Here is a 24457-nt window from a genome sequence, read left to right as displayed (position 1 = left end):
TCAGCTCCTGTCATCCAGAGTTTCTTTCACCGCAGACAGCGGACGCGCCGGTCGGCCTTCGGTGTCATCTTCTTTATGTTCATGCTGCTGCGGCCCTTTACGGATCAAGCGCATCATGTAGGAATACCCTACGCCGAACACCGAACAGTAAACGACGATAAACGCCAGCAGGCTAATGCTCATGTGCAGGTCGCCGTGCGCAGAAACGGCGTCCTTGGTGCGCAACAGGCCATACACCACCCACGGCTGTCGGCCGATTTCGGTGGTGAACCAGCCTGCCAGCAGTGCCAACAGCCCGGAAGGCCCCATCCACAGGATGAAATAGAGGAATGGCCGTGACTGGTATAACCCGCCGCGCCAGCGCAGCCACAGGCTCCATACCCCGGCGAGGATCATCAGCATGCCGAGCGCCACCATGATGCGGAACGTCCAGAACACCACGGTGGAGTTCGGGCGATCTTCCGGCGGGAAGGATTTCAGCGCCGGCACCTGCTCGGTCAGGCTATGGGTCAGGATCAGGCTACCGAGATAGGGCACTTCCAGCTTGAAACGCGTTTCTTCGCGCTGCATATCCGGCCAGCCGAACAGGATCAGCGGTGTGGCCTCGCCCGGCGGGTTTTCCCAGTGGCCTTCGATGGCGGCGATCTTCGCCGGTTGATGTTTCAGCGTATTCAGGCCGTGGGCATCGCCGATCATCGCCTGCACCGGCGCGACGATCAGCGCCATCCACATCGCCATCGACAGCATTTTGCGCATGGCCGGCGTATCACGCCCGCGCAGCAGGTGCCAGGCGGCGGACGCGCCGACAAAGAAGGCCGAGGACAGGAAAGCGGCGGTCGACATGTGCAGCAGGCGGTATGGGAATGACGGGTTAAAGATCACCTTAAGCCAGTCGACCGGCACCACCTGGCCGTTGATGATTTCGTGCCCCTGCGGGGTTTGCATCCAGCTATTGGAAGCCAGGATCCAGAAAGTGGAAATCAGCGTGCCAAGGGCTACCATGCAGGTAGCGAAGAAGTGCAGGCCAGGGCCGACGCGGTTCCAGCCGAACAGCATCACCCCCAGGAAACCGGCCTCAAGGAAGAAGGCGGTGAGCACTTCATAGGTCAGCAGCGGGCCGGTTATGCTGCCGGCGAACTCGGAGAAGAAGCTCCAGTTGGTGCCGAACTGGTAAGCCATCACCAGGCCGGAAACCACGCCCATGCCGAAGTTGACGGCGAAAATCTTGGACCAGAAATGGTACAGATCGCGGTAGGCTTCATTGTGCGTTTTCAGCCACATGCCTTCCAGCACGGCCAGATAACTGGCCAGACCGATGGTAATCGCAGGAAAAAGGATATGGAAAGACACGGTGAAGGCGAACTGTATTCTGGCAAGTTCCAGTGCATCAAGACCCAGCATGGCGCCTCCTTGGGTTGAACATAAAATAACCTCTTCAGTATAGCGGTAATTTTTCTGGTGAAAGCTTGGCGTTAAGTTAAGCACGGAGTACAGTGACTATAATAGTGACAGTTATTTCACTTTTTCATATAACAGTTAGGGCTTATGACCAGATACGAACAGCTTGCGCAACAGATTCGCGAACAAATTCAGAACCGGGTGTGGCGGGCGGGGGACAAGTTACCGTCGCTGCGCGAAAGCGGTAAACGCGCCGGTCTCAGTTTGATGACGGTGGTGCAGTCGTATCAATTGCTGGAAAGCCAGGGCTGGATCGTCGCGCGGCCGCAGTCAGGCTACTACGTGGCCGCGCGCCCACAGCCGCTGCCGCAGCCGGCGCGCGGCGAGAAGCTTGTGCTGAGCGAGCAGGTGGACATCAACACCTTTGTTTTCGACGTGCTGCAGGCGTGCAAAGATCCGGAGATCGTCCCCTTTGGCTCGGCGTTTCCCGACGCCACGCTGTTTGCCCAACCGAAGTTGGCGCGGGCGCTGAGCAGCGTGGCGCGCAAGTTCACACCGCACAGCTCGCTGGCCAACCTGCCGCCCGGCAACGATGCGTTACGGCGTAACATCGCCCAGCGTTATGCGTTGAGCGGCATGCAGGTGGCACCGGACGAGATAGTGATCACCGCCGGGGCAATGGAATCGCTAAGCCTCAGCCTGCAGGCGGTGACCCAACCGGGCGACTACGTGGCGATTGAGTCGCCGGCCTTTTACGGCGCGCTACAGGCGCTGGAGCGGCTGCGGCTAAAGGCGGTGGCGATCGCCACTCACCCGCAGGACGGCATAGATCTGGACGCGCTGGAGCAGGCGCTGGAGCAGTATCCGATCAAGGCCTGCTGGCTGATGACCCACTTCCAGAACCCGCTGGGCGCCACCATGCCGGACGAGAACAAGCAGCGGCTAGTGTCCTTGTTGCGTGAACGGCAGATCTCGTTGATTGAGGACGATGTTTACGGTGAGCTGTACTTCAGCGCCGAACGGCCGTTACCGGCCAAGGCGCTGGACAGCGGCGGCCAGATCCTGCACTGCTCGTCGTTTTCCAAATGCCTGGCGCCGGGGTTTCGCGTCGGCTGGGTGGCGGCCGGGCGCTACGCGCAGCAGATCCAACGGTTGCAGCTGATGAGCACCGTATCGACCAGCGTGCCGACCCAGATGGCGATTGCCGACTACCTGCTGCACGGTGGCTACGATACCCACCTGCGGCGTTTGCGGCGGTTGCTGGCCCAGCGCCAGAGCATGATGCGCCAGGCGATTGCCCACCATTTTCCGCCCACGGTGAAGGTCAGCCAGCCCGACGGCGGCTACTTTCTGTGGCTGGAACTGGATCCAGCGCTGTCGTCGATGGAGCTGTACCAGCGTGCGCTGGCGCTGGGGGTGAGCATCGCGCCGGGCAGAATGTTCACCACCGGCAATCATTTCAACCACTGCTTCCGCCTGAACGCCTCTTTTGACTGGAGCGACAGGCATGAGGCGGCGATCAAAACCTTAGCCAAACTTATCCGGCAGCTCGAACCGGCAGGCTGAACAGTGCCGAGCGGGTAAGCATCGCAATAGAAAAATTCATAATGCTTTTTTCGGCAATGGAATGCCGGTTTCGTTGTTAGACAGCCCTATGGCCGCCCATTACTCTGCGATAAATTTTGTCACATTTTATCAACGGGCAGACAAGGGGCAGTGAGTGAGCGGAATAAAAAACAAGATAAACAAACGGTTGCAAAAACGGCTGGCACCATTGGCGATAGCCTGTGCCCTGGGCCTGGCATTCAGCGCTCAGGCGGCCCCTCTGGCGGAAGGCATTACCCCGGCCACCGACGCCAACCAGGTGCCGGCGGCGGCCAAGCTGCGTAAAGACACCCTGGTGGCCGGCATTCTCGAGCCGCAGGGCAATTTTAACCCTTATCTGTTTACCAACGGCTGGGACGAGAACGTTACCGACGTGATATTCACCCGGCTGATTGGCCTGGACAGCCAGGGCAAACCTGTGGCGCGGCTGGCAGAATCCTGGCAGATCAGTCCGGACAACCGGGTGTATACCCTCAAGCTGCGCCCCAACCTGGTCTACAGCGACGGCTCGCCGATAAAGGCGGAAGATATCGCCTTCACCCTGACGCTGTTGCATGACCCGGCCTATGACGGCGATACCGACATTGCTCCGGCGCACATCCAGGGTGGGGCGGAGTATAAAAACGGTACCGCGCCGGGCATCAGCGGGCTGAAGGTTGTCGACGATCGCACTATTCAAATTACCACCACCCAGCCGGGGGCCACTACCTTGCAACTGATCGGCGGGCCGGTGTTGTCGAAAGCCTATTACGGCAAGGATTACCAGCGCGGCAAGCTGGAGAGCGTACGTGCACTGAACGGCAAGCCGTTGGGCAACGGCCCGTATATTTACGATAAATACGTGCCGGGACAGGAGATCCGTTTCCACGCCAACCCGAACTTCTACCTCGGCCCGCCAGCCGTGGCGCGCTTTATTTACCGCGTGACCAACCCGGCCACCAACTTCCAGCTGTTCCAGACCGGCGAAACCGACTACGACGCCTTCACCGCCAAGCCGGACGATATTGAACAGTTGAAGCTGCTCGGCTTTGCCAACATCAATCTGTATAGCTCCAGCGACTACAGCCGTATCGATTTCAACTTTAAGCGGCCGGCGTTGCAGGATGCGCGCGTGCGCCAGGCCTTAATCTACGGGCTTGATCGCCAAAAGCTGATTACCGTGGTGTATCAGGGGTACGGCACTGTGGCTAATCAGCCGATCTCTCCCGTTTCCTGGGCTTACGATCCGCAGGGTATTAATCCGTACGCCTACGACGTCAACAAAGCGAAGCAACTGCTGGATCAGGCCGGCTGGAAACCGGGCGCGGACGGCATTCGTCAAAAAGACGGCAAAAAGCTGGAGCTGACGCTGCTGGTGACCAAAAAGTTGCTGAATGACGCGCTGGTACCGATCGCCAAAGACAACTATCGGCAGATTGGCGTGCTGCTGAAGCCGCAGGTGCTGGATTTCAACGCCTTATTGGCGCAACGCAAGGCGGGCAATTATGACCTGGCGTCGCTCAGCACCAGTAGCCTGAACGACCCGCATGACGGAGTGCGCGATTACCTCAGCCAGGTGAGTGAAACCGGCTATAACAACCCGCAGGTGGACAAGCTGATCGGCCAGGCCAACGCTACGCTGGAGATCGGGCAACGCAAGCCGCTGTATCACCAGCTGTATCAGACGTTGGCCGAAGATCCGCCGGTGATCCTGCTGGGCAACCGCAAAATCCTCAGTGCCAGCAGCGCCCGCGTAACCGGTTTTAAACCGGACGTCTACAACGGCTTGACCGGCAGCCTGCCGGACGTAAAACGGGTTCAGTAACGGCGAGATACCGCCGCGCCATCCCGCGCGGCGGTGAGGGAAAACACCATGAGAAATTTTATCCTGCGCCGCCTGCTGCAAACCATTCCGATGATGCTGCTGGCATCACTGCTGATTTTCTTTATCTTCGCGCTGACCCCCGGCGACTTTATCGACGGCAACATCAACCTGACGCCGCAACGCGCCGCCGAACTGCGGGCGTTGTATGGGTTGGACCAGCCGCTGCTCATCCGCTATTGGCACTGGCTCGGCCAGTTGCTGCAAGGCAACCTCGGTTTTTCGCTGCAATATCAAATCCCGGTCAGCACGCTGCTGAATCAGTACATCTGGAACTCGTTCCTGCTGGCATCGGTGGCGCTGGTGCTGTACTGGGGCATTGCGCTGGCGGTGGGGGTGGCTTCGGCGATGAAACCCTATTCGCTGTTCGATCATCTGGTCACAGTGGCGGTGTTCGGCGCCATGTCATTTCCGACCTTTTTCCTCTGCCTGTTGTTGATTAAATGGTTCGCCGTCGATCTGCACTGGTTGCCGGCGGGCGGCATGCTGCGTACCGGCAGTGAGGCGACCGGGCTGGCGTGGGTGTTGGAAGTGGCGGCGCATCTGTTGTTGCCGGTACTGGCGCTGGTGATGCTGCAGGCAGGTACCCTGACGCGTTATTTCCGCGCCAGCATGCTGGACGTTATCCGGATGGACTATATCCGCACCGCGCGCGCCAAAGGGCTTAAAGAGAAAACGGTGATCGTCAAACATGCGCTGCGCAATGCGCTGTTGCCGATCATCACGCTGTTGGGGTTCGAGCTGCCGGCGCTGTTTTCCGGTGCGCTGATCACCGAAAAGATCTTCAACTGGCCGGGGGCGGGGCATATCCACATCGACTCGCTGGCCGCGCGCGACTATCCGGTGCTGATGGGCTTTACGCTGTTTCTGGCGGTGTTGACCATTTTGGGCAACCTGCTGGCGGACATTCTGTACGCCTATGCCGACCCACGCATTCGTTTGAGGTAAACATGTTGGCAACGCTGTTTTTTGGTCGCCGTCGCCGCTGGCGGCAGGCGCAACTCCCGGCGCTGGCGCAGTTGTCGCCGCCGCCGACCGCACAGGCCTGGCAACGCTTGCGGCGCCACCGGTTGGCGATGGCCTCGCTGTTGTTGCTGCTGATACTGGCAGTGCTGTGCATTTTTGGGCCGATGCTGTCGCCGTGGCAGGACGATGCCGGGGATGCGCTGAACATTAATCAGGCACCCAATGCCGCGCACTGGCTCGGTACCGATTTTCTCGGCCGCGATATTTACACCCGCCTGCTGCTGGCGGGGCGCATCTCGCTGACCATCGGCCTGGTGTCGATGCTGCTGTCGGTGACGCTCGGCTACCTGTTGGGGGCGTTATCCGGTTATCTGGGCGGCATCGTGGACAAGCTGATCATGCGTTTTGCCGATCTGCTGATGACCATCCCCAGCCTGCCGTTGCTGATCATTATGGGAGCGATGCTGTCCGAACTGGACGTTTCGCCGGATTACCGTATCTACATGGTAATGATCATGCTCAGCCTGTTGGGCTGGCCTTCGCTGGCGCGGCTGGTGCGCGGCCAGATCCTGTCGCTGCGCGAGCGTGATTTCATGCTGGCGACCGAAGTGTTGGGGCTATCCACCCGGCGGCGTATTTTTGGCCACCTGCTGCCGAATACCGTCCCGATCCTGGTGGTGGTGGCGACCATGGGGGTGGCCAATGCCATTCTCAGCGAATCGGCGCTCAGCTATCTGGGGCTGGGCGTGGTTCCTCCGACGCCGTCGTGGGGCAACATGATGGATGCCGCCAACAGCCTGATCGATTTTCAGCGTCGCCCCTGGTTGTGGATGCCGCCGGGTCTGGCGATTTTTATCACCGTAGTGGCGATTAATATTCTGGGTGACGGCCTGCGGGACGCGCTCGATCCGAAAATGAACGGGGTAAGACGATGAGCCAACCGCTGGTAGCCTTTAATCAACTGTCGGTGGCCTTCAACGGCGAACAGGGCCGAATACGGGCGGTGCAGCAGGTGAGTTTCGAATTGCACGCCGGGCAGACGCTGGGCGTGGTCGGCGAGTCCGGCTGTGGCAAAAGCGTCACCGCCCTGGCGATGATGGGGTTGTTGCCGCAGCCGCTGGCACAGATCGACGGCGGCGAGATTCATTTTGACGGCCAGGATTTGCTGAAACTGCGGCCACAGCAGATGGCCGATTTGCGCGGCAACCGCTTGGCGATGATCTTCCAGGAGCCGATGAGCGCGCTGAACCCGGTGCTGACCATTGGCGAGCAACTGGTGGAGCCGCTGATCCGCCACCGGGGGGCGGCGCCGAAGGCCGCCTGGCGGGAAGCGACGGCGTTGATTACGGAAGTGGGATTGGCGCGCGCTGAACAGTTGATGGCCAGCTACCCGCACCAGCTTTCCGGCGGCATGCTGCAACGCATCATGATCGCCATGGCCATCAGTTGCCGCCCGGCGCTGCTGATTGCCGACGAGCCGACCACGGCGCTCGACGTCACTGTGCAGGCGCAAATCCTGGCGCTGCTGCGCGAACAGGCGCAAAGGCACAATATGGCGATGATGCTGATCACCCACGATCTCGGGGTCATCGCTCAGATGGCCGACCGGTTGGTGGTGATGTACGCCGGGCGGATTGTCGAACAGGGCGCTACGCGAGAGGTGCTGGCTAATCCGCAACATCCTTATACCCAGGGGCTGATGGCATCGCGGCCGGTGGCCGGGCAGCGCCGCCGCCGATTGTATTCGATCCCCGGCCAGGTGCCCGATCTGGCCCGTTTGCCCGACCATTGCGCTTTTGCCGATCGTTGCTCGCAGGTGAGCGCACGCTGTCGTGACGGCATTCCGCCGCTGTACGGCCATGCGCAGCGCCAGTCCGCCTGCTTTCTGAACGCGGGAGGGCGCATTCATGTCGGCTGAATTACTGGTTGAAGTGAAAGGGCTGAAGAAATATTTCCCGCTGCGCGATGGCCTGTTCGGCCAAACTACCGGCCAGTTGCGGGCGGTGGATGACGTCAGCTTCAGCATTCGCAGGGGAACCATTTTCGGTTTGGTGGGTGAGTCCGGCAGCGGCAAAACCACCGTTGGCCGCACGTTGCTGGGGCTGCATGATAAAACCGCCGGCGAAGTGCTGTTTAACGGGCAGGCACTGGATGCGCTCGGTCCACGCCAACTGCGCGCCATGCGCCCGAAGATGCAACTGGTGTTTCAGGATCCCTACAGTTCGCTGAATCCGAGAATGCGCGTTGGCGATGCGATTGGCGAAGCCCTGCTGCAACACGGTCTGGCGACTAAAAGTGAATTGCGCGACCGGGTGATCGACACTATGGAGATCTGCGGGCTGTCGGCGCAGCATTACGGACGTTTTCCGCATGAGTTCTCCGGCGGCCAGCGGCAACGTATCGGCATTGCGCGTGCGGTGATCCTGCAGCCGGAGTTTATCGTCGCCGATGAGCCGATTTCGGCGCTCGACGTCTCGATTCAGGCGCAGATCATCAACCTGTTTTCCGATCTCCAGGAGCAGCAGGGCGTAACCTTTCTGTTTATTTCGCACGATCTCGGGGTGGTGGAACATCTGTGCCAGGACGTGGCGGTGATGTATCTCGGCCAGATTGTCGAGAGCGCCGATCGCGACAGCCTGTTTCGCCGGCCGCGCCACCCTTATACCCAGGCGTTACTGGCGTCGGTACCCAGCCTGGATCCGCTGCGGCAGCCGCAGGCAATGGCACGGGGGGAACTGCCCAACCCGGCTCAACCGCCGCAGGGCTGCCGTTTTCACCCCCGTTGCCCGCAGGCTACCGCTCAGTGTCGGCAATTGGCCCCCGCGTTGCGCACTGTGGCTGCCGGGCACCGGGTGGCCTGCCATTATGCCGATTAAGCCAGATAGTGTTTCAGCGCGCGCCCGGCCTGATGAATGGCCGAGTGCACTGCCGGCACGTGGGCTACCGGGTTCAGCAAACCATAATCGTGGATCAGCCCGTTATAACGGGTAGAAGTCACTTCTACCCCGGCGGCGTTCAGCAGGCGGGCATAGGCTTCGCCTTCGTCGCGCAGTACGTCCAGCTCGGCAGTCTGCACCAGCGCCGGCGGCAGGCCTTTCAACTGTTCCAGCGTGGCATTGAGCGGCGACGCGTAGATCTCTTTGCGCTGTGCCTTGTCGGTGGTGTAGTTGTCCCAGAACCATTTCATCATGTTGCGCGTCAGGAAGTGGCCTTCGGCGAACTGGTGATAGGAGTCGGTATCGAAGCTGGCGTGGGTCACCGGCCACAGCAGGATCTGGCTGCGCAGCGCCGGCGTGCCTTTTTCCTTGGCCATCAGGCTGACCACCGCTGCCATATTGCCGCCTACGCTGTTGCCGACTACCGCCAGCCGCGAACCGTCGACGTTGATTTTTTCGCCGTATTCGGCCACCCATTCGGTGGCGGCATAGGCCTGGTTGATGGCGGTGGGGTAATGCGCTTCCGGTGAAGGGGTGTAATTGACAAACACCGCCGCCGCGCCGGAACTGTGCACCAGATCGCGCACCAACCGTTCATGAGTAGGAAAGTCTCCCAACACCCAGCCCCCGCCGTGGAAGAACATGAATACCGGCAGCGCTTCTTTTACTCTGGCCGGCCGCACCAGATGCAGCAGGATGTCCTGTCCCTCAACGTGAATGGTCTTCTCGCTGATTTCGACTTCGTACAGCGGGACTTCAACGCTGCTTTGCGCCCCTTCCAGCACTTTACGCGCCTCCTTCGGCTTCATTTGCTCCATGGGTTTGCCGCCGCCGGCGTTTAACGCGTCCAGAAATACGCGAATATCCTTTTGTGCCGCCGGCTGGGTGGGATCAACAGTTTTTTTTGACATCATGGCTCCTCAAGCGCTGGGTGGTCGAAATCACAGTGTAGTTGCTGCTCAACAAATCGGTGATCTGGCGCACGAATGCGTCGCCGGGGAAAAGGTTTTCTGCCCGGCAGAGCCTTGACTGAGGCGGGTTGCTCGTCTTTGGTGCATTAGCCGCACTCTGATGGAGCAAAAGTGTGATCGGGCGCAAATCGGGCCAAATTATTTTTGCGAGCGCGATCAGAAATATTGAAGTTTTTTGCAATTGAATAGGATTTCGCGACCAATGATGATTTTTAGCCTTATTTTTTCAATTATTCATTACCAATGCATAATTATTGAATAAGTATGCATTGTAAGCCGTTGTTTTAACGTAAAAAAACGCGATATTCGCCAAAAATCCCGTTTTGGCACGATAGCTGCTCTACACTCTTTATCAAACGGCATGTATTTTAACTGCTCGTTAACATTTATTCCCCGTTCAGGGACCGGATACCCGGCAGAAATAGTGGAAAACCGATTTTATGTAACAGATTTGTTTCTGAATAGCCGGTTGGTGGCAGAGTTATCACCGGGCGAAAAGCGGATTCAACGACGCGGTTTTTTTGTTTTGTTGCGGAATATCCGGGCAGGAACGGCCCTTACAGTCAAAATTCAGCCTTTGCTGAGGTTATGAGGTCATTATGGAACAGCCAATCGCAGTTACCCGCCAGTCTTTCGACGACTGGATGGTCCCGGTTTATGCCCCCGCTGATTTTATTCTGGTTCGGGGAGAGGGTTCACAGGTCTGGGACCAACAAGGTAAGTCTTACATCGATTTTGCCGGCGGCATCGCGGTTAATGCGTTGGGACATGCGCATCCGGCGGTGAAGGCGGCGCTGGTGGAACAGGCGGGGAAACTGTGGCATCTGGGCAACGGCTACACCAATGAACCCGTGCTGCAGCTGGCGAAACAGCTGATTGACGCCACCTTTGCCGACAAGGTGTTTTTCTGCAACTCCGGGGCGGAAGCCAACGAAGCGGCATTGAAGCTGGCGCGTAAACGTGCGCTGGACAACGGCAACGCCGGCAAGAACCAGATTGTGGCGTTCAATAACGCTTTCCATGGCCGGACGCTGTTCACCGTGTCTGCCGGCGGCCAGCCGAAGTATTCAAAAGATTTCGCACCGCTGCCTGGCGGCATCAGTCACACGGGGTTTAACGATCTGGCTGCCGCGGCTGAGCTGATCAACGACCAGACCTGCGCGGTGATTGTGGAGCCGATTCAGGGCGAAGGCGGCGTGCTGCCGGCCGATGGCGCTTTCCTGCAGGGTCTGCGTGAACTGTGCGATCGCCACGATGCGTTGTTGATTTTCGACGAAGTGCAAACCGGCGTGGGCCGTACCGGTCATCTGTATGCCTACATGCAATACGGCGTAGTGCCGGACGTGCTGACCACCGCGAAAGCGCTGGGCGGCGGTTTCCCGATTGGCGCCATGCTGACCACCGACGCGTTGGCCAAAACCCTGAGCGTAGGCACCCACGGCACCACCTATGGCGGCAACCCGCTGGCGACGGCGGTGGCGGGCGCGGTGTTCTCCATCATCAATACGCCAGAAGTGCTGGAAGGGGTGAAGCAGCGCCACCTGTGGTTTATCGAAGGTTTGCACAAGATTAACCAGCAATACCCGATTTTCTCTGAAATCCGCGGCGGCGGCCTGCTGATTGGTTGCCAGCTGAATAAGGATTATGCCGGCAAGGCAAAACAGATTACCCAGTTGGCTAATGAAGAGGGCGTGATTGCGCTGATCGCCGGTCCGGATGTGGTGCGCTTCACCCCTTCACTGATCATTCCAGAGCAGGATGTGAAAGAGGGGCTGGCGCGATTCGCGCGTGCCGTGGCGCGGATTTGCAGCTAATACACAGGCTGCGCCTTAACCGGCGCAGCCTGATTCTGACGAGGTTCGCATTATGATGATTATTCGCCCTATTGAGCGTCGCGATTTGGCTGACTTACTGACGCTTGCCGGTAAATCCGGCATCGGTCTCACTTCCCTGCCGCAAGATGAAGATACCTTGTCGGCACGCATTGAGCGGGCGTTAAAAACCTGGCAAGGCGAACTTCCGCGTGGCGAGCAGTGTTACCTGTTTGTGCTGGAGGACAGTGAGCGCCAGCAGGCGGTAGGGGTTTGCGCGATTGAAGTGGCCGTTGGGCTGACCGAGCCGTGGTACAGCTTTCGCGTCGGTACCCAGGTGCATGCGTCCAAACAGTTGAACGTCTATAAATCGGTGCCGACGCTATTTCTCAGTAACGATCACACCGGTCATTCCGAGCTGTGCACGCTGTTCCTCGATCCGGACTACCGGCATGGCGAAAACGGCAAGCTGTTATCGAAGGTGCGTTTCCTGTTTATCGCCGCTTTCCGCGAGCGTTTTTCCGCACGGCTGATTGCCGAAATGCGCGGTTTTTCCGATGAAGAAGGCCGTTCGCCGTTCTGGGAGAGTGTCGGAAACCATTTCTTTTCCATCGAGTTCGCCAAGGCGGACTACCTGAGCGGCACCGGGCAAAAGGCGTTTATCGCCGAACTGATGCCGAAACACCCGCTGTATGTCGATTTCCTGGCCGAAGACGCGCAAAAGGTGATTGGCCAAGTGCACCCGCAGACCGTTCCCGCCCGCCGGGTGCTGGAGTCGGAGGGCCTGCGCTATCAGGGTTATGTCGATATTTTCGATGGCGGCCCGACGCTGGAAGCGGAAATCGACCAAATCCGTGCGGTCAAAGAGAGCCGTCTGGCGAAAGTGGTGCTGGACGAGACGCCGATGCGCGCAGATGCGCCGGCTCTTCTGGTGGCCAATGATCATTATCAGTCCTATCGCGCACTGTTGGTCAATGCCGACCTGTATGACGAACGCTTGCATATCAATGCGGAAACCGCTGCGGCGCTGGGCGTTGAGCAAGGCAGCCCGGTACGGGTCATCACCCTTATTTCACAGGAGAAAGCGTAATGTCACATCCTGCACTGTTTATTAACGGCGCCTGGCAGCAGGGCCGGGGCGCTGAATTCAGCAAAGCCGATCCGGTCGACAACCAAAGGCTGTGGCAGGCCAATGCCGCGGACGGCAGTGATGTCGCCGCCGCCTGCGAGGCCGCCCGTGCCGCGTTCCCGGCCTGGGCCCGTACCCCGTTTGAACAGCGTGAGCAGTTGGTGAAGCGTTTTGCCGCCCTGCTGGAAGAGCATAAACAAGATTTGGCGGCGGTGATCAGCCGTGAAACCGGTAAACCGCGCTGGGAGACGCTGACCGAAGTGCAGGCGATGATCGGTAAAGTGGCGATTTCCCTGCAGGCTTACCAGACGCGTACCGGCATCAGCGAAACCGCGATGGCAGACGGCGCTTCGGTGCTGCGCCACCGGCCGCATGGCGTGCTGGCGGTGTTCGGGCCTTATAACTTCCCGGGCCATTTGCCGAACGGCCATATTGTGCCGGCCTTGCTGGCGGGCAATACGGTGGTATTTAAACCCAGCGAGCTGACGCCGCTGACCGCCGAGGAAACGCTGAAGCTGTGGCAGCAGGCCGGTTTGCCAAACGGGGTGATCAACCTGGTGCAGGGCGGGCGTGAAACCGGCGAGGCGCTGGCTGCCAGCGCGGATATCGACGGTCTGCTGTTTACCGGCAGCGCCGGCACCGGTTATCACCTGCATCGCCAGTTGGCGGGGCAGCCTGAAAAGATGCTGGCGCTGGAAATGGGTGGCAACAACGCGCTGATTATCGATCAGATCGACGATCGCGATGCGGCGGTCAATCTGGCTATTCAGTCGGCGTTTATCTCCGCCGGCCAGCGTTGCACCTGTTCGCGCCGCATTCTGGTGAAACGCGGCAGCGAAGGCGATGCCTTTATCGAGCGTTTGGTACAGGTGGCGGGTGCTTTGCGCGTCGGCCGCTGGGACGCCGAACCGCAGCCGTTCATGGGCGGGGTGATCTCCTCTGCGGCGGCGGAAAAAATGCTGGCGGCGCAGCACCATTTGTTGTCTTTGGGCGGCAAAGCCTTGCTGACCATGCAGCAGCTGGAAAGCGGCAGCGCGCTGCTGAGCCCAGGCATTATCGATGTGACCGGCGTGCGCGATGTGCCGGACGAAGAATATTTTGGCCCGCTGACCACCGTCATTCGTTATAACGATTTTGACGAGGCGTTACGCATCGCCAACCAGACGCGCTATGGCCTGTCCGTCGGCCTGGTGTCGCCGCAGCGTGAGCGGTTTGAGCAACTGCTGTTGGAAGCGCGCGCCGGTATCGTCAACTGGAACAAACCCTTGACCGGTGCCTCCAGTGCCGCACCGTTCGGCGGCGTGGGCGCCTCGGGTAACCACCGTCCAAGCGCCTACTACGCGGCGGATTACTGCGCCTGGCCAATGGCGTCGCTGGAAAGCGAAAGTTTGACGCTGCCGGCCAACCTGTCGCCAGGGCTGTCGTTTAATACCGCTACACCCTAAGTTTGAGGCCGGTGGGGTCATTACAGGTTAGCCGACCGCTGAGCGCAGGCATGCGTTCACGGCGTGTCGGCGCTCTGTATGCCCCCACCTGTAGCACTATCAGGCGCAGCTACTTAGCTGGGTGCCTGGTTGTGCTGTACGGGGATGTACAAATGCCGCGAGCGCATGGGCGCGCCAGAGCGGCCAACGTGAAACTACAGGGTGTATTTTTTGAACAGGGGCGAGCCTGCTCGGCCCGGGAGAACCACATGTCAGGATATGAAGTCAATTTCGATGGTCTGGTGGGCCTGACGCATCATTACGCCGGATTGTCGTTTGGCAATGAGGCCTCTACGCAGCATCAAAACAGCGTGTCTAACCCGAAACTGGCGGCCAAGCAGGGTTTGCTGAAGATGAAGGCGCTGGCCGATCTCGGTTTCCAGCAGGGCGTTTTGCCGCCGCAGGAGCGACCGCATGTGCCGATGCTGCGCAAACTGGGCTTCAGCGGCAGCGATGAGGCCGTGTTGGCACAGGCGATGCGTCAGTCGCCACGCCTGCTGTCGGCACTCAGTTCGGCTTCCAGTATGTGGACCGCCAATGCGGCTACGGTTTCGCCTTCGGCGGACAGCAAGGATGGCAAGGTGCATTTCACCGCCGCCAACCTGAACAATAAATTCCACCGCGCCATTGAGGCTGAGACCACCTCTGGCGTGCTGCGCGCGATTTTCAACGATGAACGTCACTTCACCCACCACGAAGCCCTGCCGCAGGTGGCGCTGTTTGGTGATGAAGGTGCAGCCAACCACAATCGGCTGGGTGGCGACTACGGCAAACGCAGCGTGCAGATGTTTGTTTATGGCCGCCAGGAATTCGGCGGCGAAACCGCACCGACGCGCTACCCGGCGCGCCAGACGCGTGAGGCCGGCGAGGCGATTGCCCGACTGCATCAATTGGATGAGCGGCACACGGTGTTTGTGCAACAAAACCCGGCGGTGATTGACCAGGGCGTGTTTCATAACGACGTGATTGCGGTCAGTAACCAGAACGTGCTGTTCCATCATCAGCAGGCGTTTCATCAGCAGCAGCAAGCGCTGGATGAGGTGCGCCGCAAGATGGCGACGCTGGAAAGCGAATTGACGGCGATTGAGGTGCCGACGGCGCAGGTCTCGGTGGCGGATGCGGTATCGACCTATCTGTTCAACAGCCAGATTTTAACCAAACCTGACGGCAAGATGATGATTGTGGTGCCGGAAGAGTCGCGTCAGCATGACGGCGTGTGGCGCTATCTGAGCGAGATGGTGGCTGGCGGCGGGCCGATCGATGAAATCAAGGTATTCGACCTGCGTGAGAGCATGCGTAACGGCGGCGGACCGGCTTGCCTGAGGCTGCGCGTAGCGCTGAATGAACAGGAACTGCGGGCGGTGAACCCGCGCGCGATGATGAACGACACGCTGTTTGTCACGCTGAATGAGTGGGTCGATCGCTATTACCGCGATCGGCTGACGCAAAACGATTTGGCCGATCCGCAATTGTTGCGTGAGGGGCGCGACGCGCTGGACGCCTTGACGTCTATCCTCGGGCTGGGTTCGGTTTATCCTTTCCAACAATAGACGGAGTCGCCATGTTTGATTTGCTGGCCCTGACGCTGGCGGGGCAAGCCCCGGCCAACCAGCAGGGTGAGAACCTGAATGTCCGCTGGCGCTGGCTGGGGGAAGGTTTGCTGGAAATTACCCCACGCCAGGCTTACCGCCAGGCGGTAGTGCTTTCCGCCGGGATCCACGGTAATGAAACGGCGCCGATTGAACTGCTGAACCAATGGGTCAATACGCTGTTGGCGGGCGAGCGGCCGCTGGCGGTTCGGCTGTTGGTAGTGCTGGGCAATCCGGCGGCGATACGCGCCGGCAAGCGTTATCTGCACAGTGACATGAATCGCATGTTCGGCGGCCGTTATCGCGATTTCAACCACAGCGGTGAAACCGTGCGGGCGCAGCAGCTGGAGCAAGTGATAGCGGCTTTTTTCGACGGCGAAGAGGCTGAGCGTTTCCATTATGATCTGCATACGGCGATACGTGAATCGCGGTTGCCGCGCTTTGGCATCTTGCCATTCCAGACACGGCCCTACAGTGCGGATATGCTGGCCGTGCTGGATGCTGCCGATCTGGACGCGCTGGTGATCCACAGCGCGCCTGGCGGCACCTTCAGCCATTTTTCCAGCGAACACGCCGCTGCTGCAAGCTGCACGCTGGAGCTGGGCAAGGCGAAACCCTTCGGCAGCAACGATCTGCAACAGTTTGCCGCCATTAACCGTGCGTTGCAGGCGGTGGTGAGCGGTGAACCTTTACCTTCGCGGCCGGGTGTTGCGCTGCGCCTATTCCGCGTCGAACAGTCGTTGATTAAGCGCAGCGAGGATTTCAGGCTGCATCTTAGCGACGACACCGCCAACTTTACCGAGCTTAAGCAGGGCACTTTGTTGTGCGAACAACCGGGTGAGGAGTACCGGGTTCAACATGCCAGCGAGTGGATTTTGTTCCCCAATCCTGCCGTTGCGCTTGGGCTGCGCGCCGGTATGGTGTTGACTGAGGTGCCGCGCAGCACGCTGTATTAATCGGTCAGCTGTCCAGACGGTTTTATCTGTAGTGTACGTCAGGTTGCAGCGTTGTCAGCTGCAGCCTGTAATTAATCTGGCGTATTATCCTGTAAAATACGTTTGTTCTCCTCTCTTTATATATCCGCTATTCACTATTGCCATTTCTTAAATTTAATTTCCCCCGGTATTACTATTTTGACGCTTTGAGTCGCATTGATTATGTGAACCTGTAAAAGATCTGGTTAAAACCCGCTTAATGGCCTAAATCAGTGCAGTGACTTTGTTTAGATGAAAATGTGAAATAAGTAACGTTATTAGTAACCACGCTAAGTTTCATGTTATTTCCGTATCGTGTAGAAAGTAGGCTAAAATAAGTCAAATTGCACTAATTTGGTGCATTGCACCAATTTGGTTATAAGGTATGTGACAAATATCAATATGAATCAATGGTTTGTTTGTGTCCTTTGTTGTAACATTCAGTTACACATAAACATGCTTTACCCACGGTATTTTATGAACTTTTTCTTTTGAAGTTTGGATTCATGATGCTAATGTCACATGGCCCCTGATTAGGGGCGCTCATAAAATACTAAATGATAAAGATCACAGCCCAAATCATAAATTGGGCGTGATGGGCAGGTTTTTAATTATAATATCTAGGAAAATAAATGATGAATCGCAGTGTATTAGCCTTAGCTGTTGCCCTTGCGGCAATCACCTCCTTTGCCAACGCGGCTGAAATTTATAATAAGGATGGCAATAAACTTGACCTGTACGGTCGCGTTTCTGCCAAACATGTTTTCAGCGATGACAAATCCGAAGATGGCGACAAGACTTATGTCCGTCTGGGTTTCAAGGGCGAAACGCAAATCAATGACCAACTGACCGGTTACGGCCAGTGGGAATATAACGTCCAGGCCAACCACGACGAAGCGCAGGGTACCACAGGCACCAAAACCCGTCTGGGCTTTGCCGGTCTGAAGTTCGCCAACTACGGTTCATTCGACTACGGCCGCAACTACGGCGTAGTGTACGACGCGGAAGCCTACACCGACATGCTGCCGGAATTCGGCGGTGATAGTTACAGCTACACCGATAACTACATGACCGCGCGTTCCAACGGCTTGGCGACTTATCGTAACCGTGATTTCTTCGGGTTGGTGGAAGGTCTGAACCTGGCGGTACAGTACCAGGGTAAAAACGACGGCGACGGTCGCAGCGTGACCAAGCAAAACGGTGACGGCTACGGTCTGTCATTGGATTACCAGGATATCGGTGGTTCAGGTATCGGCGTGGCGGCGGCATTCTCTGACTCGAACCGCACCAGCGATCAAAAGAAACTGCAGTACGGCAAAGGCGACAGCGCGACGGCCTGGACCACGGCGGTTAAATACGACGCCAATCAGGTTTACCTGGCGGCAATGTACGCTGAAACCCGTAACATGACGCCAATCAGCGGCAACGGCGTGTCTGGCTTCGCCAACAAAACTCAGAACTTCGAAATGGTCGCTCAATACCAGTTCGAAAACGGTCTGCGTCCATCTCTGGCCTACGTGCAGTCTAAAGGCAAGGATATCGAAGGGTTTGGCGATGTCGATCTGGTGAAATACGTGGAAGTGGGCGCGACTTACTACTTCAACAAAAACATGTATACCTACGTTGATTACAAAATCAACCAGCTGAATGACGACAACAAGCTGAAACTGAGCACTGACGATATCGTCGCGGTTAACCTGACTTATCGTTTCTAAGTTTCAACGCTATTACCTTCATCCTGTGTCGGGAGAACGGTAAAAAGGCAGAGCGAAAGCTCTGCCTTCTTTATTTGGGCCGCTATCCTTTGGGGGCCAGGCCCATCAGTTCAATCGCAGAGCGCAGGGTGGCAGAGCGTTGCTGATTTTTCTCGTGTTCAATCTCGGTGACCAATTGGGCCAGAATATTATTGCCGGAGACTTTCTTATTGAGATTGATCAGTTGGATCACCGCGCCGCCGACCACCAGGCTGACATCGCGTAACAGGGTTTCATAATGTTCGTCTGAGAGAGTAGATACGGGCATGATGCCGTCTCCATATCGTTCGGGTGAAGCAATTTAGCAAAATAGCGGCATAAAACATCGTAGATATACCTCTTTCCCGATGAATTCAGAAATTCCTCAGAGGTAAATAGCAGAAAACCCGCATTCCGCTCTACAACGGCGCATATTCGCTGGCAGGCAGCCAGAAACCGTCGATAAAATCTTCCACCGGAAAACAGCCGGCGTGGCGCAGATTTTGTTCTTTCATGACGACCAGGCACTGGGGTTCGTCGCGCAGCACGTCAACCACGATATCGGCGCAGCCGCCATCCAGATAACAGACAAACATGACCAGTGCGTACATAGCCTCTTGCATCCTCGAGCCAAAATCTCTCCATACCCTTATTGTAGGTAAAAAAGGTGCGTCTTTCAGCGTGGACATCGGTACAAAGTGATGAATTGGCACTCAAAGAGGGCACTTTCGGATTACTCCAACGGCTAAATGCTACAGGAGCGATGGAATATCCGTTTTGCAGTGCTAAGCTTAACAAGCCTTAAGTGAACGCAACATTGTAACCATCGAAAGGAGTGAATATGGGATTGTTTAACTTCGTCAAAGAAGCTGGCGAAAAACTGTGGGACACAGTGACCGGCAACGCGACTGCCGAAGATCAAAGCGCCAAACTGAAGGAGCATTTGAATAAAACCGGTCTGCCGGGTACCGATAAGGTCGATGTGCAGGTGGTTGATGGTAAAGCCGTGGTGACCGGCGATGCCGCCAGCCAGGAGCTGAAAGAAAAAATCCTGGTGGCGATCGGTAACGTGGCGGGTATCAGCGGTGTGGAAGATAAGGTGTCGGTGGCACAATCTGCAGCAGAGAGCCGTTTCTATACCGTTAAGAAGGGCGACACGCTGAGTGCGGTGTCGAAAGAAGTGTACGGTAACGCCAACCTGTACAACAAGATCTTCGAAGCGAACAAGCCCATGCTATCCAGTCCGGACAAAATTTATCCGGGACAGGTTCTGCGCATTCCTCAGTAAAGAAGAAAAGATGTTCAGAAGCCCGATGTGATATCGGGCTTTTTTATCGTTTATATTATAAGTTTGACTAATTATTTTTTGTTTTAATAAAATTTTCGAATGTTTTATACTCACCGCCACCTCTGCTTCCGGGGGATATTGACCCTGGTGAGGAAAGTTGATAGCGTCTTGCCACTATTGAGGTCTGAATGGCATTGGACGCAGAATCTAAGAAAACCGCAGTAGCGAGTTTTTATCGATCATCCCACCACAATAACGTTTACGTGATGAGTTAAGATAGATTTTGTGAAAGAACAACGTAATGCCTCACAAGACAAAAACTACCGTGAAACTCTGGGAGATGCGCAGTTTGCCATCATCGTGCTGGCGATAGCGTCTTGCTCCCTGATCATTTTTACGCTGTCGGTCACCTTATGGCTGACATGACGTCGTTCTGAACAGGAGATAAAATGGAGCATAATCTCCACGACGAAACCAAACTGCTGGCGCTTATCGGCCTGCTGGTTTCCGTGTTGTTGGTCGTATCAATACTCTTTGGTGTGACGTATTTCTCCGATCTGAAGCATGCACATGACGAAGTTGATGTAAAAGGCTGCTATATCAAGTCATCCTGACAGGCTCCGCCTCCCTGGTTGCATTTAGGCCACTTGCTGTGTGATAAGCTGGCTTTGTCATTAATTCAACCTGTGTGTCGTTCTGGAGGCGTTACGATGAGCAACTCCCGCCCAACCCATTCTTCCTCTTCCCGCGATTGTCCAACGGTCGGTGGCGTGCGTCAGATTCAGCGTATTACCGCACGCAATGCCGAAGTCGGCGGTATCCCGATCAACCGCGCCTTACCCACCCGTGAACGTCGTACCGTAGGTGCCTGGTGCTTTCTCGACCACGCCGGGCCTTCGGTCTTCAGCGGTTCTTCTAAAGGCATGGACGTGGGTCCACACCCGCATATTGGCTTGCAAACCTTTACCTGGATGATTGAAGGAGAGGTGCTGCATCGCGACAGTCTGGGCAGCGAGCAGGTGATTCGCCCGGGCCAGGTCAACCTGATGACGGCGGGGCGCGGTATCGCCCATACCGAGCAGTCAACGGGGGAAGAGCGGCTTTTGCATGCTGCGCAGCTGTGGATTGCTTTGCCGGCCGGCAATGCCGATATGGCGCCGCGCTTCGATCATTATCCTGACTTGCCGTCCTGGGCACAAAATGGCGTGAGACATACTTTGTTGGTGGGGGAGTTTGAGCAATACCGTTCCCCGGTGTTTACTCTTTCGCCATTAATCGCCATTGATCTGGAGTGGCAGAGCGACGGCTATTTGCCGTTACCCTTGCGGGAAGACTTTGAAATAGGATTTTTGCCCCTTATTGGTGCATTTGAGGTTAATGATGAAAAATTTTCACCTGATGAGTTCGCCTATTTAGGGATGAATGTTAACCAGATCGGGTTAAATGCCAGGAAGGGCAGCCGGGCATTATTAATCGGTGGGGCACCATTAAACGAAGAGATTCTCATTTGGTGGAACTTTGTCGGCCACAGTAAGCAGGATATTACTCGGGCACAACATGACTGGGAGCAGGGGAATAGCCGTTTCCCGGATGTCGGTGGCTATAGTGGCCCGCGCTTGACCGCACCACGCCTGCCCTGGAGCGATGTTTGATGCCCTCTGGCTATAACGGCGGGATGATCTTATTCATTTCTTTCTATTAACGCTGAATTAATGTGATCGAAAGTCCATGTTTTGGATCGAATATAGTTTATCTGGTAAATAGTGATCTGGCGCAAATAATTGGTCGGAGCAGTGGATTAAGATATCTATCAAGAAGTGTTGTTATCTAACCGCTAGTCAGTAGCCTGTGAGGTCATTATGAGCCAAGTATTCTATCGTGCAAGATTATCCCATGTTGTTATTGCAACGGCGGCTTTCTGGATCTCAATCGCAGCTATGCTTGTTGTTGCGCTAAGTTAACACTGAATGATTAGGTAATAGACCCGCTGCGGCGGGTTTTTTTATGTCTGGCTATTCGCAATTTTCTGAATGTGGTTATACTTATTAAACCTAATCCTCAATTAACCTTACAAAATACAATGATAATAATTTCTAATATTATCGTCTTATTAATAGCCGCGATTCATTTGTATATTCTGATCCTGGAAATGTTCCTTTGGCAGGCACCGACCGGCAGGCGCGTATTCGCCACCACGGCGGAATTTGCGGCTGCAACACGCGTGCTGGCGGCTAATCAGGGGCTGTATAACGGTTTTCTGGCTGCCGGGCTGGCATGGGGTGTTTGGCGCGCTGATCCGGCTGTGCAACTGTTTTTCCTTGGCTGCGTGCTGGTAGCGGGCGTCTTCGGTGGCCTGACGGCGAGCCGTAAAATTCTTAAGGTCCAGGCGCTACCCGCGTTGATTGCCATACTGGTGGTTATTTGGGCCCATCTTTAGCCCGCCGGCCGGTGCGGCGGGAGAGCTGTCAGGCGGTTTTCTGATGGATGATGTGCAATGGAGGGGCGATGTGCAAATCTACGCTTAAATCCTGGCGGAAATCATAAGGCGTGATGTTGAACCGCTTTCTGAACATATAAGTAAAATGTGACTGCGAGCCAAAACCGAAATCCAGCGCAATGTCAAAAATAGTAGCGTCGCTGCTGCGTAATTGGTAAACCGCGCCGGCCAGCCGGCGTTCGCGGATATACTTGCCCAGCGAAATCCCGGTCGCTTCTTTGAACAACTTCTGCATGTGCCACAGGGAGTAGCCGGAGTACTCGGCCAGCTCTTCGAGATGGATCACTCTACCGAGGTGAGTTTCGACCCATTTGCTGAGGGCGCAGACCAATGAGAGGTGATGTTCTTGTATCATCAGTGCGTCTGTGTGAGATCTACATAGCGGTGAAGTATACACAACTTGCCGCCCCGGACAAAAAGCCCGCTGGCACCAGGGTGAAATTATTCGGAAAAACCATCATCAGGTGGCTTGTCAGCTGGAAGGAAAAACGGCTAATCTGAGATTGCCCGCTACCGCTGATACTGAAGTGGTTCAGGCCGCAGGAAATAAACCGCCTAGACAGAGTCAGCCGTGACAACTCAGCGTTGATGGGGTGATCGCATGTTAATGACAGTGATTATTACTCTGGTTGTAATCGTGGGTGTTGCCGCTTTTATGGTGACGCCGGTGATGAGAATGAACAATGCGGAAGGTGTGGGAGGTGAAGAGCCGTGATTTTTGGCCACAATATAACCCGCAATGGGGTATGACAGACGACCGAAAAAGCCTGGATGCCAATACCCGTCGTGTTTCAAGCTAGCGCGTTTTTGGCTGCAAACTGAAATTCACGGATATCGTTCATCCGGGCTTTTTGTTGATAACTTCCCAATCAGACGTTTTTGCGTTCTACGGTTTCTTCGCCCCAGTACAGCTGATCGGCGCTGGTTTTGGCGAAGGCCATTTGCAACGCTTCGTCGCTGCCTTCCTCCCAGATTTTTTGCGCCAATATTTCGTCGTTCTTGGCCAGTTCAAAAATCGCCTCGGCAATTTCAACCGACGTTTCACGCACTGTTGCCCAGGATTTCACATTGTGGTTGGCCATCGCACTCTCCCGTTAGGTTAGGGTTTGCAATGCGCTGCCGAGCGCAGCGCTCAAGCCCCAAGTATAGGCCAATTCGGCAGGGCATTTTGATGGCTAATGCGCATTAGCGCTGAAAATTCAGCGGTAAACGGCCAGGGGGCGGAAAAGCGGCAGGCGGCATGGTATTCTGTGCGGCGTCTGAACTAAGAAGGAAAGTAACCATGTCCGACATGCTGAGCAACGACCAGGAATTGGCTTCCGATCTGGTCGCCTGCCAACTGGTCATCAAACAAATTCTGGATGTCATTGACGTTATCGCACCAACCGAGGTGCGGGACAAAATGGCAAGTCAGTTGAAAAGCATCGATTTTTCCACCCATCCTGCCGGTGCCGACCCGGTGACGCGGCGGGCGATCGAAAAAGCGATTGCATTGATTGAGATGAAATTTACTCGCAATTGATGTGAAACCGCCGTTTGGCGGCGGTTTCGGACGGTGGTGATCAATCCACCACCGTTTCGATCTTTTTGAACAGCGGGCAGTCGGCAACGCCAATCACGCCGTTGTCACCGTGCAGATATTGCGCAATCACCACATTACGTGCCGTCAGGTATTTACACTGCAACCCCAGCCCTCCGACGTTTTGATTGCTGCCGATAAGCACCCCGTACCCCGAAAACAGAAATACGCCGTACATCACCGCCAGCGCTACGATCCACTTAATCAGCTTACCCATAGTGACTCCTTTTAGTTATCGCTATAACGATATAGCCATGAGCCAGGACAGGGCGCAACGGTAACATTCTGAAAAGTAAACCCAGGTGAGATTTCTAAACGACAGGTTAAACTTCGTTTAAGTTGGCTGTGATAGGCTGAATAACCAATTACCAAGATAACAATGAGGCTGCTAAATTTGTTGCGAAAAAAATTCCTCGTGATAATTGCGGCTCTGGCTGCCTGTCTGTTTTTTTACCTGCTGGCGCTGGATAGTTATTGCGATGAGGGGGAAACTTTTGCTCTGGGGATTTGTTCAATCACTCGCTTTGTTCCCTGGTAAGCTGCGCAGCGGGGCGCAACAATTTGCCGCGGAGATGTTCGCGCCCCTGCCCGGAGTGTTAAGATGTCCGCCTGTTTTTTGCAGTAGATAGGGTTGTC

At 56.2% G+C, this 24457-nt stretch carries 26 protein-coding genes; 19 read left to right on the top strand and 7 right to left on the bottom strand.

The genetic code is table 11. The features are described from left to right. Entirely contained in the window at positions 1 to 1401 is a 1401-nt protein-coding gene (locus D4100_RS09320) for a cytochrome ubiquinol oxidase subunit I (RefSeq protein WP_006321533.1), read from the bottom strand. Positions 1402 to 1545: 144 nt separating this feature from the next. Here D4100_RS09320 and D4100_RS09315 point away from each other — a divergent pair, with 144 nt between their 5' ends. The 6 genes from D4100_RS09315 to D4100_RS09290 all read left to right on the top strand — a co-directional run bounded on the left by D4100_RS09315 (position 1546) and on the right by D4100_RS09290 (position 8706). Next, complete coding sequence (locus D4100_RS09315) at positions 1546 to 2964, top strand: aminotransferase-like domain-containing protein (protein ID WP_119804163.1); 1419 nt, start codon at positions 1546 to 1548, stop codon at positions 2962 to 2964. Between the two features lie 154 nt (positions 2965 to 3118). Then, positions 3119 to 4807: an ABC transporter substrate-binding protein gene (locus tag D4100_RS09310; protein ID WP_119804162.1), complete on the top strand. Its 1689-nt coding sequence runs from the start codon at positions 3119 to 3121 to the stop codon at positions 4805 to 4807. Between the two features lie 48 nt (positions 4808 to 4855). Continuing rightward, complete coding sequence (locus D4100_RS09305) at positions 4856 to 5812, top strand: ABC transporter permease (RefSeq protein ID WP_006321561.1); 957 nt, start codon at positions 4856 to 4858, stop codon at positions 5810 to 5812. A gap of 2 nt (positions 5813 to 5814) precedes the next feature. After that, a complete protein-coding gene (gene opp4C / locus D4100_RS09300) occupies positions 5815 to 6765 on the top strand; it encodes an oligopeptide ABC transporter permease (RefSeq protein WP_006321564.1) in 951 nt (316 codons plus the stop codon). Further along, entirely contained in the window at positions 6762 to 7748 is a 987-nt protein-coding gene (locus D4100_RS09295) for an ABC transporter ATP-binding protein (RefSeq protein ID WP_119804161.1), read from the top strand. Before opp4C ends, D4100_RS09295 begins: the two co-directional genes overlap by 4 nt. Then, positions 7738 to 8706 (top strand): ABC transporter ATP-binding protein, encoded by a 969-nt coding sequence (locus tag D4100_RS09290; RefSeq protein WP_119804160.1) that lies wholly within the window; start codon positions 7738 to 7740, stop codon positions 8704 to 8706. Before D4100_RS09295 ends, D4100_RS09290 begins: the two co-directional genes overlap by 11 nt. Here the strand turns inward: D4100_RS09290 and D4100_RS09285 are convergent. Beyond that, positions 8703 to 9677 (bottom strand): alpha/beta hydrolase, encoded by a 975-nt coding sequence (locus tag D4100_RS09285; protein ID WP_119804159.1) that lies wholly within the window; start codon positions 9675 to 9677, stop codon positions 8703 to 8705. The genes D4100_RS09290 and D4100_RS09285 overlap by 4 nt on opposite strands. 659 nt (positions 9678 to 10336) lie before the next feature. Here D4100_RS09285 and D4100_RS09280 point away from each other — a divergent pair. From D4100_RS09280 to ompC, 6 genes are all read left to right on the top strand, one after another. After that, positions 10337 to 11551, top strand: a complete 1215-nt coding sequence (locus D4100_RS09280) for an aspartate aminotransferase family protein (protein ID WP_119804158.1) — start codon at positions 10337 to 10339, stop codon at positions 11549 to 11551. Between the two features lie 52 nt (positions 11552 to 11603). Further along, a complete protein-coding gene (astA, locus tag D4100_RS09275; protein WP_006321574.1) occupies positions 11604 to 12638 on the top strand; it encodes an arginine N-succinyltransferase in 1035 nt (344 codons plus the stop codon). After that, complete coding sequence (gene astD / locus D4100_RS09270; RefSeq protein ID WP_119804157.1) at positions 12638 to 14122, top strand: succinylglutamate-semialdehyde dehydrogenase; 1485 nt, start codon at positions 12638 to 12640, stop codon at positions 14120 to 14122. The genes astA and astD overlap by 1 nt, the downstream gene beginning before the upstream one ends. 248 nt (positions 14123 to 14370) lie before the next feature. Continuing rightward, the gene (astB, locus tag D4100_RS09265) at positions 14371 to 15711 is read left to right on the top strand and encodes an N-succinylarginine dihydrolase (protein WP_119804156.1); all 1341 of its coding nucleotides are present in this window, start codon (positions 14371 to 14373) and stop codon (positions 15709 to 15711) included. Positions 15712 to 15722: 11 nt separating this feature from the next. Beyond that, positions 15723 to 16706, top strand: coding sequence for a succinylglutamate desuccinylase (gene astE / locus D4100_RS09260; RefSeq protein WP_119804155.1), 984 nt, complete (start codon positions 15723 to 15725; stop codon positions 16704 to 16706). 650 nt (positions 16707 to 17356) lie between these two features. Further along, positions 17357 to 18439 carry a porin OmpC gene (gene ompC, locus D4100_RS09255; protein ID WP_119804154.1) on the top strand — a complete coding sequence of 361 codons (1083 nt, stop codon included), beginning with the start codon at positions 17357 to 17359 and terminating at the stop codon, positions 18437 to 18439. Positions 18440 to 18521: 82 nt separating this feature from the next. On the opposite strand, the gene D4100_RS09250 is transcribed toward ompC, so the two are convergent. Further along, positions 18522 to 18746, bottom strand: a complete 225-nt coding sequence (locus D4100_RS09250) for a biofilm development regulator YmgB/AriR family protein (RefSeq protein WP_006321579.1) — start codon at positions 18744 to 18746, stop codon at positions 18522 to 18524. Positions 18747 to 18876: 130 nt separating this feature from the next. Beyond that, the gene (locus tag D4100_RS09245) at positions 18877 to 19068 is read right to left on the bottom strand and encodes a YdfD/YebW family protein (protein ID WP_006321580.1); all 192 of its coding nucleotides are present in this window, start codon (positions 19066 to 19068) and stop codon (positions 18877 to 18879) included. A 230-nt stretch (positions 19069 to 19298) separates the two neighbouring features. Between D4100_RS09245 and lysM the strand changes: the two genes are divergently transcribed. The 5 genes from lysM (at position 19299) to D4100_RS09230 (ending at position 22182) form a co-directional block, all read left to right on the top strand. Then, positions 19299 to 19745, top strand: coding sequence for a peptidoglycan-binding protein LysM (gene lysM, locus D4100_RS09240; protein ID WP_119804153.1), 447 nt, complete (start codon positions 19299 to 19301; stop codon positions 19743 to 19745). Positions 19746 to 20030: 285 nt separating this feature from the next. Beyond that, complete coding sequence (locus tag D4100_RS25785) at positions 20031 to 20171, top strand: hypothetical protein (protein ID WP_004945701.1); 141 nt, start codon at positions 20031 to 20033, stop codon at positions 20169 to 20171. 23 nt (positions 20172 to 20194) lie between these two features. Then, positions 20195 to 20359 (top strand): hypothetical protein, encoded by a 165-nt coding sequence (locus tag D4100_RS25780; protein ID WP_006321582.1) that lies wholly within the window; start codon positions 20195 to 20197, stop codon positions 20357 to 20359. 96 nt (positions 20360 to 20455) lie between these two features. Next, positions 20456 to 21397 (top strand): pirin family protein, encoded by a 942-nt coding sequence (locus D4100_RS09235; RefSeq protein ID WP_119804152.1) that lies wholly within the window; start codon positions 20456 to 20458, stop codon positions 21395 to 21397. 428 nt (positions 21398 to 21825) lie between these two features. Beyond that, positions 21826 to 22182 (top strand): DUF1304 domain-containing protein, encoded by a 357-nt coding sequence (locus D4100_RS09230; RefSeq protein WP_119804151.1) that lies wholly within the window; start codon positions 21826 to 21828, stop codon positions 22180 to 22182. A 28-nt stretch (positions 22183 to 22210) separates the two neighbouring features. Here D4100_RS09230 and D4100_RS09225 read toward each other — a convergent pair whose 3' ends face one another. Both D4100_RS09225 and D4100_RS09220 read right to left on the bottom strand, forming a co-directional pair. Next, positions 22211 to 22597 carry a helix-turn-helix domain-containing protein gene (locus tag D4100_RS09225; protein WP_006321585.1) on the bottom strand — a complete coding sequence of 129 codons (387 nt, stop codon included), beginning with the start codon at positions 22595 to 22597 and terminating at the stop codon, positions 22211 to 22213. A gap of 514 nt (positions 22598 to 23111) precedes the next feature. Next, positions 23112 to 23324, bottom strand: coding sequence for a YccJ family protein (locus tag D4100_RS09220; RefSeq protein WP_006321586.1), 213 nt, complete (start codon positions 23322 to 23324; stop codon positions 23112 to 23114). Positions 23325 to 23524: 200 nt separating this feature from the next. On the opposite strand from D4100_RS09220, the gene D4100_RS09215 reads away from it, so the two are divergent. Beyond that, positions 23525 to 23764 carry a DUF2766 family protein gene (locus D4100_RS09215; RefSeq protein WP_004945684.1) on the top strand — a complete coding sequence of 80 codons (240 nt, stop codon included), beginning with the start codon at positions 23525 to 23527 and terminating at the stop codon, positions 23762 to 23764. A 40-nt stretch (positions 23765 to 23804) separates the two neighbouring features. On the opposite strand, the gene D4100_RS09210 is transcribed toward D4100_RS09215, so the two are convergent. Next, on the bottom strand, positions 23805 to 24038 hold the full coding sequence (locus tag D4100_RS09210; protein WP_119804150.1) for a YobH family protein: 234 nt from the start codon (positions 24036 to 24038) through the stop codon (positions 23805 to 23807). Positions 24039 to 24215: 177 nt separating this feature from the next. Here D4100_RS09210 and mgrB point away from each other — a divergent pair, with 177 nt between their 5' ends. Beyond that, the gene (gene mgrB / locus D4100_RS09205; protein WP_472541450.1) at positions 24216 to 24359 is read left to right on the top strand and encodes a PhoP/PhoQ regulatory lipoprotein MgrB; all 144 of its coding nucleotides are present in this window, start codon (positions 24216 to 24218) and stop codon (positions 24357 to 24359) included. Positions 24360 to 24457 lie beyond the last annotated feature (98 nt).

The sequence above is a fragment of the Serratia inhibens genome (assembly GCF_003591175.1).
Classification (GTDB): Bacteria; Pseudomonadota; Gammaproteobacteria; order Enterobacterales; family Enterobacteriaceae; genus Serratia; species Serratia inhibens.
The sequence above is the reverse complement of the archived record's forward strand: the minus strand, read 5'-3'. Positions and strand labels throughout refer to the sequence as shown.